This window comes from Streptomyces sp. NBC_01723 (assembly GCF_036246005.1).
Lineage (GTDB): Bacteria > Actinomycetota > Actinomycetes > Streptomycetales > Streptomycetaceae > Streptomyces.
The window spans coordinates 4853914-4866983 of the sequence record NZ_CP109171.1 but is presented as its reverse complement, the minus strand read 5'-3'; the positions used below and the strand labels follow the sequence as shown (position 1 = coordinate 4866983).

General features: G+C 70.2%; 18 protein-coding genes. 5 read left to right on the top strand and 13 right to left on the bottom strand.

What is annotated here, in order from left to right; translation table 11 throughout:
• Nucleotides 1-7 precede the first annotated feature (7 nt).
• From rplC to OIE75_RS22600, 7 genes are all read right to left on the bottom strand, one after another.
• Nucleotides 8-652, bottom strand: a complete 645-nt coding sequence (gene rplC, locus OIE75_RS22630) for a 50S ribosomal protein L3 (protein ID WP_064729355.1) — start codon at nucleotides 650-652, stop codon at nucleotides 8-10.
• 16 nt (nucleotides 653-668) lie between these two features.
• Entirely contained in the window at nucleotides 669-977 is a 309-nt protein-coding gene (gene rpsJ / locus OIE75_RS22625) for a 30S ribosomal protein S10 (protein WP_003948644.1), read from the bottom strand.
• 580 nt (nucleotides 978-1557) lie between these two features.
• Nucleotides 1558-1983 (bottom strand): hypothetical protein, encoded by a 426-nt coding sequence (locus OIE75_RS22620; RefSeq protein WP_329471978.1) that lies wholly within the window; start codon nucleotides 1981-1983, stop codon nucleotides 1558-1560.
• A gap of 83 nt (nucleotides 1984-2066) precedes the next feature.
• Nucleotides 2067-2582 carry a hypothetical protein gene (locus OIE75_RS22615; RefSeq protein WP_329471977.1) on the bottom strand — a complete coding sequence of 172 codons (516 nt, stop codon included), beginning with the start codon at nucleotides 2580-2582 and terminating at the stop codon, nucleotides 2067-2069.
• 4 nt (nucleotides 2583-2586) lie between these two features.
• Entirely contained in the window at nucleotides 2587-3012 is a 426-nt protein-coding gene (locus OIE75_RS22610; RefSeq protein WP_329471976.1) for a hypothetical protein, read from the bottom strand.
• Complete coding sequence (locus tag OIE75_RS22605; protein WP_329471975.1) at nucleotides 3009-3995, bottom strand: SUKH-3 domain-containing protein; 987 nt, start codon at nucleotides 3993-3995, stop codon at nucleotides 3009-3011. The genes OIE75_RS22610 and OIE75_RS22605 overlap by 4 nt, the downstream gene beginning before the upstream one ends.
• Before the next feature lie 11 nt (nucleotides 3996-4006).
• A complete protein-coding gene (locus OIE75_RS22600) occupies nucleotides 4007-4654 on the bottom strand; it encodes a hypothetical protein (RefSeq protein WP_307014579.1) in 648 nt (215 codons plus the stop codon).
• A gap of 528 nt (nucleotides 4655-5182) precedes the next feature.
• On the opposite strand from OIE75_RS22600, the gene OIE75_RS22595 reads away from it, so the two are divergent.
• Together OIE75_RS22595 and OIE75_RS22590 are read left to right on the top strand one after the other, a co-directional pair.
• Complete coding sequence (locus OIE75_RS22595; RefSeq protein WP_307014578.1) at nucleotides 5183-5539, top strand: MerR family transcriptional regulator; 357 nt, start codon at nucleotides 5183-5185, stop codon at nucleotides 5537-5539.
• A gap of 49 nt (nucleotides 5540-5588) precedes the next feature.
• On the top strand, nucleotides 5589-5948 hold the full coding sequence (locus OIE75_RS22590; RefSeq protein ID WP_307014575.1) for a hypothetical protein: 360 nt from the start codon (nucleotides 5589-5591) through the stop codon (nucleotides 5946-5948).
• Nucleotides 5949-5981: 33 nt separating this feature from the next.
• Here the strand turns inward: OIE75_RS22590 and gdhA are convergent, their stop codons facing one another.
• From gdhA to OIE75_RS22575, 3 genes are all read right to left on the bottom strand, one after another.
• Complete coding sequence (gene gdhA / locus OIE75_RS22585; protein ID WP_307014574.1) at nucleotides 5982-7343, bottom strand: NADP-specific glutamate dehydrogenase; 1362 nt, start codon at nucleotides 7341-7343, stop codon at nucleotides 5982-5984.
• A gap of 106 nt (nucleotides 7344-7449) precedes the next feature.
• A complete protein-coding gene (locus tag OIE75_RS22580; RefSeq protein WP_329471974.1) occupies nucleotides 7450-7689 on the bottom strand; it encodes a 4-oxalocrotonate tautomerase family protein in 240 nt (79 codons plus the stop codon).
• A gap of 1 nt (nucleotide 7690) precedes the next feature.
• On the bottom strand, nucleotides 7691-8461 hold the full coding sequence (locus tag OIE75_RS22575) for an SDR family oxidoreductase (RefSeq protein ID WP_329474034.1): 771 nt from the start codon (nucleotides 8459-8461) through the stop codon (nucleotides 7691-7693).
• A gap of 103 nt (nucleotides 8462-8564) precedes the next feature.
• Here OIE75_RS22575 and OIE75_RS22570 point away from each other — a divergent pair, with 103 nt between their 5' ends.
• Nucleotides 8565-9461: a helix-turn-helix transcriptional regulator gene (locus OIE75_RS22570; RefSeq protein WP_443078450.1), complete on the top strand. Its 897-nt coding sequence runs from the start codon at nucleotides 8565-8567 to the stop codon at nucleotides 9459-9461.
• On the opposite strand, the gene OIE75_RS22565 is transcribed toward OIE75_RS22570, so the two are convergent.
• From OIE75_RS22565 to OIE75_RS22555, 3 genes are read right to left on the bottom strand one after another with little or no spacing between them, the layout of a single operon-like run.
• On the bottom strand, nucleotides 9412-9597 hold the full coding sequence (locus OIE75_RS22565; RefSeq protein ID WP_329471972.1) for a DUF397 domain-containing protein: 186 nt from the start codon (nucleotides 9595-9597) through the stop codon (nucleotides 9412-9414). The two genes, OIE75_RS22570 and OIE75_RS22565, sit on opposite strands and share 50 nt — an antisense overlap.
• A 5-nt stretch (nucleotides 9598-9602) precedes the next feature.
• Nucleotides 9603-9806 carry a DUF397 domain-containing protein gene (locus OIE75_RS22560; protein WP_307014568.1) on the bottom strand — a complete coding sequence of 68 codons (204 nt, stop codon included), beginning with the start codon at nucleotides 9804-9806 and terminating at the stop codon, nucleotides 9603-9605.
• Nucleotides 9803-10660: a helix-turn-helix domain-containing protein gene (locus tag OIE75_RS22555; RefSeq protein ID WP_307014567.1), complete on the bottom strand. Its 858-nt coding sequence runs from the start codon at nucleotides 10658-10660 to the stop codon at nucleotides 9803-9805. The genes OIE75_RS22560 and OIE75_RS22555 overlap by 4 nt, the downstream gene beginning before the upstream one ends.
• Before the next feature lie 158 nt (nucleotides 10661-10818).
• Here OIE75_RS22555 and OIE75_RS22550 point away from each other — a divergent pair, with 158 nt between their 5' ends.
• Together OIE75_RS22550 and OIE75_RS22545 are read left to right on the top strand one after the other, a co-directional pair.
• Complete coding sequence (locus OIE75_RS22550) at nucleotides 10819-11250, top strand: ATP-binding protein (RefSeq protein WP_329471971.1); 432 nt, start codon at nucleotides 10819-10821, stop codon at nucleotides 11248-11250.
• A gap of 15 nt (nucleotides 11251-11265) precedes the next feature.
• The gene (locus OIE75_RS22545; protein ID WP_329471970.1) at nucleotides 11266-13020 is read left to right on the top strand and encodes an NlpC/P60 family protein; all 1755 of its coding nucleotides are present in this window, start codon (nucleotides 11266-11268) and stop codon (nucleotides 13018-13020) included.
• Nucleotides 13021-13070 lie beyond the last annotated feature (50 nt).

The window sequence follows — 13070 nt, the reverse complement described above, 5'->3', positions numbered from 1 at the left end:
GGTTACCTCAGGCCCCCTTGGCCGCGGTGCGGACCAGGACGAGGCCGCCGTTCGGACCGGGAATGGCGCCCTTGATGAGCAGCAGACCCTTCTCCGCGTCAACGGCGTGGACGGTCAGGTTCTGGGTGGTGACCCGCTCGTTGCCCATGCGGCCCGCCATGCGCATGCCCTTGAAGACACGGCCGGGGGTGGCACAGCCACCGATGGATCCGGGCATGCGGTGCACACGGTGGGCACCGTGCGACGCCTTGCCACCCTTGAAGTTGTGGCGCTTCATGACGCCGGCGAAGCCCTTGCCCTTGCTCTTCGCGGTGACGTCGACCTTCACGCCGGACTCGAAGGCCTCAGCGGTGATCTCCTGGCCGAGGGTGTAGTCGCTGGCACCAGCGGTACGGATCTCGACGAGGTGGCGACGGGGGGTGACGTCGGCCTTGGCGAAGTGGCCCTTGAGGGGCTTGTTCACCTTGCGCGGGTCGATCTCGCCGAAGGCGATCTGGACCGACTCGTAGCCGTCGACGTCGTTCGTGCGGACCTGGGTGACGACGTTGGGGCCGGCCTTGACGACGGTGACCGGAACAACACGGTTGTTCTCGTCCCACACCTGCGTCATGCCGAGCTTCTCGCCCAGGATGCCCTTGATCTGCTTGGTCATCTTCAGATCACCGCCCTCAGAGCTTGATCTCGATGTCGACACCGGCCGGGAGGTCGAGTCGCATCAGAGAGTCAACGGTCTTGGGGGTCGGGTCGAGGATGTCGATGAGGCGCTTGTGCGTGCGCATCTCGAAGTGCTCGCGCGAGTCCTTGTACTTGTGCGGCGACTTGATGACGCAGTACACGTTCTTCTCAGTGGGCAGCGGCACCGGGCCCGCGACCGACGCACCAGTACGCGTCACCGTCTCGACGATCTTCTTCGCCGAGGAGTCGATGACCTCGTGGTCGTAGGCCTTGAGCCGGATGCGGATCTTCTGTCCCGCCATGGCTACTCAGTAGTCCTGTCTCTCGTAACGCTCTGGACCCGGCTGCCCTTGTGTCTCCACGCCCCGCCTCCGACCCACGCGGTCGGGCGTGTCGCACTCTCGCTGACACAGATGTCCCTTGTTCGAACATCCCTGCCCTGGGAGGTGCGGGCCCTTCCGGAACCGCGGACCGGGGGCGAGAAGCCCACCGGGTGCCTGGCCGGTACCCCGCTGACACTTCCCGGAAGATTCCCGTACGTCCGCCCCTGAACAGGGACGACGAGTACTGTGGGACTCGCTTCCGGTCCTCCCGGCGGGAGGCGCGCAGCATCGGCACTCGACCGAGCAACCCCGCTAGTCTGCCATACGGGGGGTTGCGCTGGCCAATCGAAGCGGGTGACTGTACCCCACAGCGGCGGGGGGTACACCTCACGGGCGGCCGACCTGCCTCGTCGGTCAGACGCCCACGGGTCGGGAGCGGCGTGACCGAACGGTGCTCCGACCGGACGAGCCGGGCCTCGAGGTCTGCGCCCCTGTCTCACCTGGCCCGTGCCCTGCTTGGGCTTGGACGACCGGTGCGGGTCCACACAGTCGACCAAAATCAGGCAACCTCCGGAAACTCGGCCTCCAGGAGCCAGTACTCACTTCCCTCAGCGCCGACGGCGAGGGCGCGGTGACCACGCAGTGACCTGGCGATGAAGAGAAGCTCACCCGGCTGGTCCTCGGTGGCCGAGACCGACGTGCGCTCGGTCAGCCTCACCTGGACCCATCCCAACTCCATACCGGCGGCGGCCAGAAATGAACCGTCCCCGGCCACGATCCCCCCGGCCATCGCACGCGCTTTCCATCGCTGGTCCACGACCCTGCTCGCGTCGGCCTCGCCCCGACGGATGCGCTCGACAGGCTCGGCATCGAGGTGCACCACGCTACGGAAGACCTCCGGGACTGTCGGCCCACCCTGTCCCTCATACATTCCCAGCACCTCGAGGCCGGCATTCCGCAAGCGGGATTCGACTTTCTCATTCACTACGCGAACCTTCTCTGTCAGTTCTGGAAAAAGAAATGTTGGTCCCCGCCGGGTTTGTCCAGCGCCCTAGAGGCGAGGCTCCGCTACGGCCACTCTCCGCCGTCGTCCTCCGCGTCAGCGGCATAGTCGCGTACCACCACGACAAGTTGGACTGGAACATCGGTGTCGTCGTGCTTGGCGCCGGCCAGGACGACCTTGTCCGCGACCCGCCACGCAGAATGCTCGATGTAGTCCGCGCCATTCGTCAGGTCCTCGTCGGAGCTCTCCAGTCTGGCTCCGAGGTGTCCTGACTTCAATTGCGCCACGAGACCAGGAAGCCTCGCGGAAGCCGCGTCGTAGAGGTCGTCAAAATAGGTGTCAGGGTCAGGTCGTTCGTCATCGACGTCGCGGTGCCAGACCGTGAACTCCACCTGTACCGCGGGCCCGTCTCCCTGGATCCACACCCGGGCGTCGCCGCGTCGCCAGGCCGTCGCCCATTCCTTCGCAGGATTCCGGCGCTCACCCGTCCAGCCCCCGGCATCGAGCACGGCTGCCACCTCCGGTCCGGAGAGTTCATCGAGTTCGGACAGCCGGTTCAGTTCCGCACTTATGTCAGTCATGTACTCATTCCGTGAATCGCCAGGTATCCCATTTGCCCGCTAAATACGAAGCGATTGTCCGTCTCTTGAGCCAGAGGGGCAGTCGTCGGAACGGCACGAAGGTCATGGTGTCGGCGATGGCGTACCCGGCGATGCCTCCGCGGCCGGGGCCCGCCGCCCGCAGCGCGGCGTACAACTCTGGCGTCAACTCGCCGTTGAGCCGGGCCGCGGTGCCCGCTGCGGTGTAGGCGAAGCCGCGCTGGGCTGCATCCGGCAACTTCATGGCGCGGATGATCCGCGGCGATGCCTCCTGCAGTGGGCAGTTGAAGGCCAACCCGATCGCCGCGGTGCCGAGGCTTCGCTCTCCTCTTTCGAATGCCGCGTCCCATTCGGCGGGGTCGTCGATGCCGAGTAGGCCCTCGCCCGTTTCCCAGTTCGGTTCGGCTGTCACGGTGCGCTCGGGCCCTTTCGCACGGTCGTCGGCCGGTTCCTCCTGGTGATGCGCTCCATCGCCTGGTCCGGGGAGGCGGCCAGCAGCCAGACGTCGTCCATGCCCTCGTACACCGCACCGTCCTCGGCCATGGTCAGGTGCGAGTTGCGGCGGCCGTGCATGCCGATGGGGTAGAGGGCCGCACCCGCCCGGTCGGACAGGTCTTCGATGATCTCCGTGTCCCAGAAGGCCAGCAAGGGGTCCAGGGAGAACTCCCTCCACGGCATCTCGTCCCATGGCTCGCGGTGCGGGACTCGCAGTGCGCCGAATTCCGCCAGGAAGCGGCGAGCGGCGTCGTGGAGTTCGAAACCGCCGGTCTCCAGCAGGAGGCTCTCCCAGGTGTCCGTGGGGACGGCTCTGCCGGGAGACCAGCCGGCCGCCCGCAGCACCCGGTCCGTCTCCGCCGGCCAGCGGGGCGACGTGGTGTCCGGGGCGGGGTCCACCGTGTCCACGCGCCGCCAGAAGGCGTGGTCGTCCGCTGCGCCTCCGCTCGGCTTCCAGAGCGCGGACGCGGTGGCCTGCATGTCCACCAGGCGGTCCAAAGCCTGGTCCGTGGTCGTGGAAAGGAACTCCGCCCGGTCGCGCAGCAGGTGGAGTGACCCGTCCTCGCCGAGGCCCAGGAGTGTGGCGCCTTCGTCCGCCGTGCCCACGGGGTAGAGGGGCGCGCCCGCTTCGCGGCTCGCCCTCGCGAAGCGTTCGTCCTGCCACTCGGCCGTCAGAGGGTCGAAGCTGATGGCCGACGAGGTGGCGATCGTGTCGGCCGGCCAGCCGTACGTCACCAGGCCGCCGAACTCGGCGAGGAACCGGCGCGCGGCCTCGTGAGGTGCGAAGCCGCCGCGCTCGCGCAGGACCGACTCCCAGGTGACCGTCGGCACCGCGCGGCCCGGGCGCCAGCCCGCTCTGCGCAGCACGGTCTCCGTGCGCGTCGACCATCGCTGACTCATGGGGTGAGGGGTCAGTCCGCGAACCGGAACGAAGACGTGATCGCGTCGAAGATGTCGAAGAAGGAGTCCGCCAGGTCGAGGACCTGGCTGCTGCCCGCCACCAGGGCGACCTTGCCCTCCTGGCCGGGGACCGGGATGTACGTCTGCATGAGGACCGCGCGGACCGTGCGGTTCAGGGCGTCGTCCGGGACCGGGATGTCCTCCACGCCCTGGGTGCGGGCGGCGGGGCCCACGCCGGGGATGTCGACCGTGGTGACCTTGCGCCAGGAGTCGCCGGGCTTCTTCGGTTCCTTGACGGCGAGTTGCGAGGCTATGGCGGCCGGGTCGGTGGGGAGGGGGTCGCCGGACGACGTGCGGCCACCTACCAACGACACCGTCACCGAGCCCGTGATCGGGGTGTCGCCGCCGAAGCTCTCCGCCATGCAGCCGCAGTACAGGGCGCCCGACTTCCACGCGTCCGAGGCCGCCTTCTGGAGGAAGGTGACGTACGCGGAGCGGGAGGGGGCCAGCTCCGGGTGCCTGCGGACGCGGTCGTCGACCATGCGGCGGATCGAGTCGTCCCGGGACTCCGGGCGGACGTCGAACTCCCACCAGGACTCCGGCACCTTGATCCGGAACCCGCCTCGCTCGACGGTCAGTGCCTCCGTGTAACGGGCCATGACGTAACCGGCCTCCCCGTTCGTCGTTCGATGATCCGTGCCGCCATCGTCCCACCGTTCGAGTGGCCGGGAGGAGCGGCAGATGTCGCCGGACGGCGCTCGCGTCAGATAATCGCCCCCCCGTTTGGAGCAAAATCTGTCGTGACCGCTGTAGACATGCGGCAGCACCTGGGGTTAGTCTCCTCGTGTAGCCAAGAAGTCAGTGAGGCGCGGCAGAGACGAACTGCCCGCATGTGAGAAGCACGCAGGACCGGTAACACCGAGAGGTACGACAGAGAGAAGGAGGAGGACGCCATCAGGATCGCCCGGGCGAGAACGTTCTCACCGGGTACCGCAGGCCCCGGAACGGAAGGTGGTCCCACGGTCACGCATCCGCGATCCCTTGTCCGCCCGCCCCTCGACGAGGGCCGGAGCGGAAACAGAAGGCCGGCAGTGCAGTAAGCCGGCAGATGGTGTTACAAATCCCTCGGGGCCTTGGTGCCGTACGGCACCAAGGCCCCTCGACGCATTCCGCCAACAGAGGTGCAGATGACCGCAGACACACCGCTCGACCGACTCGACGACGACGACTACCCCGCGTACACCATGGGACGGGCGGCCGAGATGCTCGGCACCACGCCCGCCTTCCTGCGGGCCCTCGGCGAAGCCCGGCTGATCACGCCCCTGCGCTCCGAGGGCGGCCACCGTCGCTACTCCCGCTACCAGCTGCGTATCGCCGCTCGCGCCCGCGAGATGGTTGACCAGGGAACTCCCATCGAGGCGGCTTGCCGCATCATCATCCTGGAAGACCAGCTCGAAGAGGCCCAGCGCATCAACGACGAGCTGCGGCGCCGCGATGCCGGGACCGCCGCGGACACGGCCGGGAGTGCTCGTCCTGCCCGCTGATACCACCGAATGGTCCGCCCGGCCGGACCGGCGGATAAAATCCGTTCTCATGCAGAAGCCTGACGAGCTGCTCATCGACATCGCCGCCCTCGTGGAGTCCGGGCAGAGCAGCCAGATGTCCCTGACCGTGGTCACCCACGGTGCCGTCATCACCGGCCGCCTGGCCCCCGAGAGGGTCTGGAGGCGGCGGGTGTCGGAAGTGCTGACGGACTCAGCCGACCTGGGCGACTTCTCCGCCGTCTTCGACGGTCAAGCGGAGAAGGCCGGGCCACCCACGCACCTGCACTTCCATGTCGCCCGGATCCTCCAGGGCACCATGGGAATCCCGGAAACGGGCGGTATGTACCGCGTGGCGATCGAGGACGTCAGTGCCTGGACCGTGGGTGACTTCAGCTACTCCGACCACTGAACCCGGTCCCCGTCGGGCGGGGTGGGTGATTTCTCAGACCACGCCCTGCGCCAGCATCGCGTCCGCCACCCTCTCGAAGCCCGCGATGTTGGCGCCGGTGACGTAGTCGCCCGGGGCTCCGTAGCGGGTGGCGGTCTCGTGGCAGGTGGTGTGGATGTTGGTCATGATGTCCGCGAGTTCGTCCTCGACGCGGGCCGCCGGCCAGGACGTGCGGGCGTGGTTCTGGGCCATCTCCAGGGCGCTGACCGCGACACCGCCGGCGTTGGCCGCCTTGCCGGGGCCGAAGGCGACGCCGGCGGACTGGAGGAGGTGGACGGCGTCCGGGGTGGTCGGCATGTTGGCGCCCTCGGAGACCGCCTTCACGCCGTTGCGGATCAGAGCCGTCGCGCCCTCGGCGCCGAGTTCGTTCTGCGTGGCCGACGGGAGGGCGACGTCCGCCGGGACCTCCCAGACGCTGCCGCCGGGGACGAAGCGGGCGGAGGCGCCGCGGCGTTCGGCGTACGTGTCGACGCGGCCGCGTTCGACCTCCTTGACCTGCTTGAGCAGGTCCACGTCGATGCCCTTCTCGTCGACCACGTAGCCGGACGAGTCCGAGCAGGTGACCGGGTTCGCGCCCAGGGCGGTCAGCTTCTCGATGGTGTAGATCGCGACGTTGCCCGAGCCGGACACCACGGTCGTCTGGCCCTCCAGGTCCTCGCCGCGCTCGCGCAGCATCGCCGCCGCGAAGAGGACGTTGCCGTAGCCGGTCGCCTCCGGACGGATCAGGGAGCCGCCCCAGCCCGCGCCCTTGCCGGTGAGGACGCCGGCCTCCCAGCGGTTGGTGATGCGGCGGTACTGGCCGAAGAGGTAGCCGATCTCGCGGCCGCCCACGCCGATGTCGCCGGCCGGCACGTCGGTGTGCTCGCCGATGTGCCGGTACAGCTCGGTCATGAACGACTGGCAGAAGCGCATGACCTCAGCGTCACTGCGCCCGCGCGGGTCGAAGTCGCTGCCGCCCTTGCCACCGCCGATGCCCAGGCCGGTCAGGGCGTTCTTGAAGATCTGCTCGAAGCCCAGGAACTTGATGACGCCCAGGTTCACCGAGGGGTGGAAGCGCAGGCCGCCCTTGTACGGGCCCAGCGCGCTGTTGAACTCGACGCGGAAGCCCCGGTTCACGTGCACCCGGCCCCTGTCGTCCTGCCACGGGACCCGGAAGACGATCTGGCGCTCCGGCTCCACCAGCCGCTCCACCAGCCCCGGCTCGGCGTACTCGGGGCGTGCCTCGAGTACCGGCGCGAGCGTCTCCAGGACCTCGCGGGCCGCCTGGTGGAACTCGGGCTGGGCCGGGTTGCGGTGCTCGATCTCCGTGAGGAGGCGGGCAAGCGTGGTCTTCGTGTCGGGTCGCGTCGTCGTCACGTGGACCTCTCTGGTATCGGTGGCACCGTTCCGGGTCAGTGTTACGTGCAGGTAAACGTCCTGGCCAGCACCTGGCCACGGTATGAGACGAAGCCCTCCCCGGCCGTCACGCCCCGCCGCCGCCCCCAACGTCCGTGCCCGTGCCCGTGCCCAGCATCGCCGCCGTGAGGACGTTCCCGGCGACGCCCCAGCCGCCGTCCGGGACCTCCTCGACGAGGACGACGGTGGTGGGGCGGGCGCGTTCCCCGTATATCTCCGCGTAGAGGTCCGTGGTGCGCTCGATCAGCTTCTTCTTGTCGGCCGCGGTGAGGGTGCCCGCGGGGACCTTGAACTCGGCGAAGGGCATGTCAGACCAGCCCTCCGTTGGCGCGCAGGACCTGACCGTTCACCCAGTGACCCGCCGGGCTGCCCAGGAAGGCCACCACCTCGGCGATGTCCTCGGGGCTGCCCAGCCGCTCCAGCGGGGGGATCTTCGCGAGGCGGTCGATCTGCTCGGGGGTCTTGCCGTCCAGGAAGAGATCGGTCGCCGTCGGGCCGGGCGCGACCGTGTTCACGGTGACGTCCCGGCCGCGCAGTTCCCGCGCCAGGATCAGCGTCACCCCCTCCACCGCCGCCTTGCTCGCCACGTACGCCCCGTACTCGGGGAACTGCGTGCCGACCACGGAGGTCGAGAAGGTCACCAGCGAGCCGCCCGCGCGCAGCCGCCGGGCGGCCTGCTGGGCGACGACGAAGGTGCCGCGGATGTTGGTGCGGTGCATGGCGTCGAGGGCCGCCAGGCCCAGGTCGGCGACGGTCGACAGGGTCATCCGGCCGGCGGCGTTCACCACCACGTCCACCCCGCCGTACTCCCGCTCCGCCCGGTCGAACAGCGCGGCGACCTCCTTCTCGTCCGCCACGTCGGCCTGTACGGCGACCGCCCGGCCGCCGGCCGCGGTGATCGCCGCGACCGTCTCCTCGGCGGACGCCGCGTCGCGTGCGTAGTTCACGACGACCGCCAGGCCGTCCCGTGCGAGCTTATGGGAGACGGCCCGGCCGATGCCGCGGGAGCCTCCGGTGACGACGGCGACCCGGGGGCCGGGGGCCGGGTCGTGCCGGGTGGGCTGTGTGCTCGTTGTCATGTCGGTCATGTCTTCACCCTGCGCCGCCCCGGCCCACGCAACCAGGGGATGTCATCCCCTGGGTGGGCGACCCGGCCGGGCGCAGAATGGGTGCATGGGCGCCGTGAACCACACCGAGCTGGGAGCCTTCCTCCGGTCCCGGCGTGAACGCATCCGGCCGGCCGACGTGGGGCTGTCCTCCGGGCCGCGCCGCCGGGTCCCCGGGCTGCGCCGCGAGGAGGTCGCCCAGCTCGCCGGGGCTTCGGTGGACTACTACAACGAGCTGGAGCGGGGTGCCGGGTCTCAGCCGTCGGAGCAGATGATCGCCGCGCTGGCGCGGGCGCTGCGGCTCTCCGCCGACGAGCGGGACTACCTCTACCGGCTCGCCGACCGGCCGGTGCCCGTGCAGGGCGGGGCCGCCTCGCACATCCACCCCGGCATGCTCGACCTGCTCGGCCGGATGACCTCGACCCCGGCCCAGGTGATCACCGACCTGCACGTCACCCTCGTACAGAATCCGCTGGCCGTGGCGCTGCTCGGGGACCAGTCCGGGCTGCGGGGGCCAAGGGCCAGCTTCGTGCACCGCTGGTTCACCGAGCCCGCGGCGCGGGAGCTGTATCCCGAGGCCGACCACGAGAGCCAGTCCCGCGCCTTCGTCGCCGACCTGCGGGCCGCCGCCGCGCGCAGGGACGCGCGGGATCCGGAGGCCGGCTCCATGATCCGTACGCTGCTCGACGTCTCACCCGAGTTCGCCGCGCTGTGGGCCGACCACGACGTCGCCTTCCGGCGCGACGACCGCAAACGGCTCAACCACCCCACGCTGGGCCTGATCGAGGTCAACTGCCTCAACCTGTTCAGCGAGGACGGGCGTCAGCGGCTGCTCTGGTTCACACCGGCGGTGGGGACGGAGAGCGCCGGGCTGCTGGAGCTGCTGGCGGTCGTCGGGACGCAGGAGGTCGCACCGTCCGCGGTCAGTCCTGCGACGCGTACGGCAGGAAGGTCGCCCAGGCGGTCGGGGTGAGCGCCAGGCGGGGGCCCGCTTCCACGTGCTTGGAGTCGCGGACGTGGATCGTGCCGGGGGTCTTCGCGATCTCGACGCAGGAGTTGCCGTCGTTGCCGCCGCTGTAGCTGCTCTTGAACCAGACCAGTTCGGTCATGCGGGTCACTTCTCGCCCAGCAGTCGTGCTGACGGCAGGAAGGTCGCCCAAGCGGCAGGAGCGAGTGCCAGGTGCGGGCCGCCCTCGGCGCACTTCGAGTCGCGGACGTGGATCGTGCCGGGGGCCTTCGCGATCTCGACGCATGATTCGCCGTCCGTGCCGCCGCTGTAGCTGCTCTTGAACCACGCCAGTTCGGCCTCGCGGATCATGTTTCTCCCAGCAGTTGTTCGATGAAGGCCAGCGACTCTCGAGGCGAGAGCGCCTGTGCTCGGATCGTGCTATACCGCAGCTCGACGATTCGCAGTTGTTTCGGGTCAGTGATCGGCCGTCCATTGAACGCTCCGTCGGAGCGTGCGACCACTGCACCGTCCTGGAACTTCAACAACTCGATCCTGCCGTCCAGCCCGGGGTGGGCGTCCGTGTTCGTCGGCATGACTTGGAGCGTTACGTGGTGCAACCGCCCTACCTCCAGCAGGCGTTCGAGCTGTCGCCGCCACACCATTGTGCCTCCAACCTCCCGTCGCAGCGGCGCCTCTTCCAGCACGAAGTGCATCGACGGCGCGGGGTCGCGTTCGAAGACGGACTGCCGCGCCAACCGAGCGGCCACCATGCGCTCCACGTCATCCGGGGAGTACGGCGGCTGCCGCGCCTCCATCAGAACGCGCGCATGCTCCGGCGTCTGCAGCAGCCCCGCGACGATGTTGCACTCGTACACACCGATCTCAACCGCGTTGGCCTCCAGCCTCCCCAGCTCCCGGATCTTCTTCGGATACCGGACCTTCTTCACGTCCTCCCACGCCGCCGCGATCAACCCACCCGCGTCCAGCACCGCGTCCGCCCTGTCCAGGTACTCCTGCCGGGGAATCCGCTTGCCGCCCTCGACCTTGTAGACGAGGTCCTCCCCGTACCCGACCGCCTCCCCGAAGTCGGCGGCCCGCATCCCCACCGCCTCGCGACGGAGCTTCAGCTGGCGCCCCACCGTGGCGATGACGGCGACGCCCCACTCGTCGTCGGGGTCCACCTCCCAGCCCGTCTCGCCCTGCTCGCCCGTCTCGACCGTCATCCCGCGCCCCTTCGTCGTACTGGCCGTGTCGCCCTCAGCGCCCTACCCGTACGCCCCGCCCCGACAGCCCCGACAGCGGTGGACAACCAGCGGACAGTGACTGTACGTACCCGCTGAGTCACTTCTCACCGTACGCACGCACCACCACGCTGAGTGACGTGAACCAGAAATCCGCCGAACTCACGACGCCCGTACGCAACTTCAGCGTGCAGCTCTCCCCCACGCCGCGCGGGGCGCGTCTCGCCCGTCTGCTCGCGGCCGAGCAGCTCCGGAGCTGGGGCCTGCCCCAGGACCCCGCACGCCAGCTCGTGGCCGAGCTGGCGGCCAACGCGGCGGAACACGGACGCGTCCCCGGGCGCGACTTCCGGCTCACGCTGTACGTCGTCGGCGACTTCCTGCGCATCGAGGTCACCGACACCCGGGGCGAGCGGCTCCCCTGCCCGCGGACGCCCGCCCCGGACGCGGAGTCGGGGCGCGGCCTGCTGCTCGTCGAGGCGCTGGCGCACCGGTGGGGTGTCGTGGAGGGGCGCTTTCCGCGGAAGACGGTGTGGGCCGAACTGAGCTGCACGGCAACGGAGTACACCCCGTGAAGGATCATGTCCGGCATGACCCACACCTCACGGCGTAACGTGCTCACCTTCCTCGCCGCCTCGGCCGCCACCGTCCCCCTGGCCGGCGCGGCCGTCGCGTCACCCGCGCGTGCCGCCGGGCAGGGCGCGGCCGCACCGGCGGTCGCGCCGACCGCCCTGACCGCGGCCCGCTCCTCCGTGACGACGGCGCCGCTGGGGCCCGACTGGTTCGGTCACCTCACCCTGGCGTCCCGGCTCACCGCCACCGTGCTGCCGGGCACCCCCGCCCGCACCGAGGTCACCTCCGGCGGCAGACGCGTCGCGCTGCTGACCCACGGGGCCCGCAGCGTCCTGGTGCCCGGCCCGCGGCGGACGTTCACCGAGAACAAGAAGCCGTTCGTGGACGACTTCGTCCGGACGCTGCCCGACCCGGCGCTGCCCGCGGCCGACCGGGCGTACTGGGGCACCTCTCCCGGCGGCGGGAGCTGGTCCACCCTCGGACCGGTGGACGCCGACTACTCGGTGAGACCGGGGGCCGGGGCCATCGCCCTCAGCACCGACTACGCCAGCCGTCACGCCACCCTGCGGGACGACGGGATCACCGACGTCGACGTGCGCTCCGTCGCGCGGTTCGACAAGGTGCCGACCGGTGACGCCTGCTCGTACGCCCTGTCGTTCGGGTACCAGGACACCCACAACAACTACCGGGCCCGGCTCTCCTTCACCACGTCCGGGGCGGTGCAGTTCCGGGTGGAGAAGGAGGTCGACGACACCGTCACCCAGCTCGCGGCGGAGGTGACGCTCGCCACCGGTGTGCCGGCCGGTACCGACTGGACGATACGGGTGCGGCGCGAGGGCACCGGGATCCGCGCCAAGGCCTGGCCCTCGGCCGGCGCCGAGCCCTCCGGGTGGACCTTCGACGTCACCGACGCCACCTTCGGCAAGGGCCGCGTCGGCCTGCGCGCCCTCGCCAACCGCGGCTGCGCCAACCTGCCGGTGACCCTGCTCGTCAGCCGGTACGAGGTGACGGCCGCGGACTGGGCGGCGCCGCCCGTCGTCACCCACTCCTCCTGGGTGCGGGTGCTGCCCGAGCCCTTCGACGGGGTCTGGACACCGGAGCTGGAGGAGGTCGTGCGCGGCTGGTGCGGCTCGACGGCGCCGGACCTCCTGGCGTACGCCGCCATGTTCCTGGCCGGAGCCGCCCCCGTGGACGCCGGTGCCGGGCCGGCGGAGGGCAGGCGGGTGATGGGCGAGGCGGGCTACGGCTACCTGGATCCGCGGGGCTACCGCTACGAGGGCGCCGACTTCCACGAGTACATGCACAGCGGCTGGACCTTCCCAGACGGCACCTACACCGGCCCGTCCGCCAAGCAGGCCGGGAACCTGGACTGCTCGGGGTACACCCGCATGGTCTACGGCTACCACCTGGGCGTACCGCTGGCGGCGGGCCAGGACACCTCGGGCACCCGGCTGCCCCGCAAGTCCCGGGACATGGCCGACCACGCGCCCGGGGTGCGCGTCGCGCGGACGGACGGTTCGAAGCCGCCGGCGGCCGAGCAGCTCCAGCCCGGCGACCTGGTCCTGTTCAACGCCGACTCGGGGGACGACACCGAGACCGCCACGGCGGACCACGTCGGCATCTACCTCGGCGAGGACGGCGCGGGCGGGCGCCGCTTCCTCTCCAGCCGCAAGACGGCGAACGGGCCGACCATGTCCGACCTCGGGGGCGCCTCGCTGCTGGACGGCACCGGCACGTACGCGCGGACGCTGCACACGGTGCACCGCGTCTGAGGCGTCCGGTCGCCCTCCGCGGGCGAGGCGACCCATTCTGGTCTGTACCA

Bases quoted from the DNA above. Each gene is read 5' to 3' on its own strand.
- rplC (WP_064729355.1), bottom strand. From the start codon at position 652: ATGACCAAGCAGATCAAGGGCATCCTGGGCGAGAAGCTCGGCATGACG.
- rpsJ (WP_003948644.1), bottom strand. From the start codon at position 977: ATGGCGGGACAGAAGATCCGCATCCGGCTCAAGGCCTACGACCACGAG.
- OIE75_RS22615 (WP_329471977.1), bottom strand. From the start codon at position 2,582: ATGACTGACATAAGTGCGGAACTGAACCGGCTGTCCGAACTCGATGAA.
- OIE75_RS22605 (WP_329471975.1), bottom strand. From the start codon at position 3,995: ATGAGTCAGCGATGGTCGACGCGCACGGAGACCGTGCTGCGCAGAGCG.
- OIE75_RS22600 (WP_307014579.1), bottom strand. From the start codon at position 4,654: ATGGCCCGTTACACGGAGGCACTGACCGTCGAGCGAGGCGGGTTCCGG.
- OIE75_RS22595 (WP_307014578.1), top strand. From the start codon at position 5,183: ATGACCGCAGACACACCGCTCGACCGACTCGACGACGACGACTACCCC.
- OIE75_RS22590 (WP_307014575.1), top strand. From the start codon at position 5,589: ATGCAGAAGCCTGACGAGCTGCTCATCGACATCGCCGCCCTCGTGGAG.
- OIE75_RS22580 (WP_329471974.1), bottom strand. From the start codon at position 7,689: ATGCCCTTCGCCGAGTTCAAGGTCCCCGCGGGCACCCTCACCGCGGCC.
- OIE75_RS22575 (WP_329474034.1), bottom strand. From the start codon at position 8,461: ATGACAACGAGCACACAGCCCACCCGGCACGACCCGGCCCCCGGCCCC.
- OIE75_RS22565 (WP_329471972.1), bottom strand. From the start codon at position 9,597: ATGACCGAACTGGTCTGGTTCAAGAGCAGCTACAGCGGCGGCAACGAC.
- OIE75_RS22560 (WP_307014568.1), bottom strand. From the start codon at position 9,806: ATGATCCGCGAGGCCGAACTGGCGTGGTTCAAGAGCAGCTACAGCGGC.
- OIE75_RS22555 (WP_307014567.1), bottom strand. From the start codon at position 10,660: ATGACGGTCGAGACGGGCGAGCAGGGCGAGACGGGCTGGGAGGTGGAC.
- OIE75_RS22545 (WP_329471970.1), top strand. From the start codon at position 11,266: ATGACCCACACCTCACGGCGTAACGTGCTCACCTTCCTCGCCGCCTCG.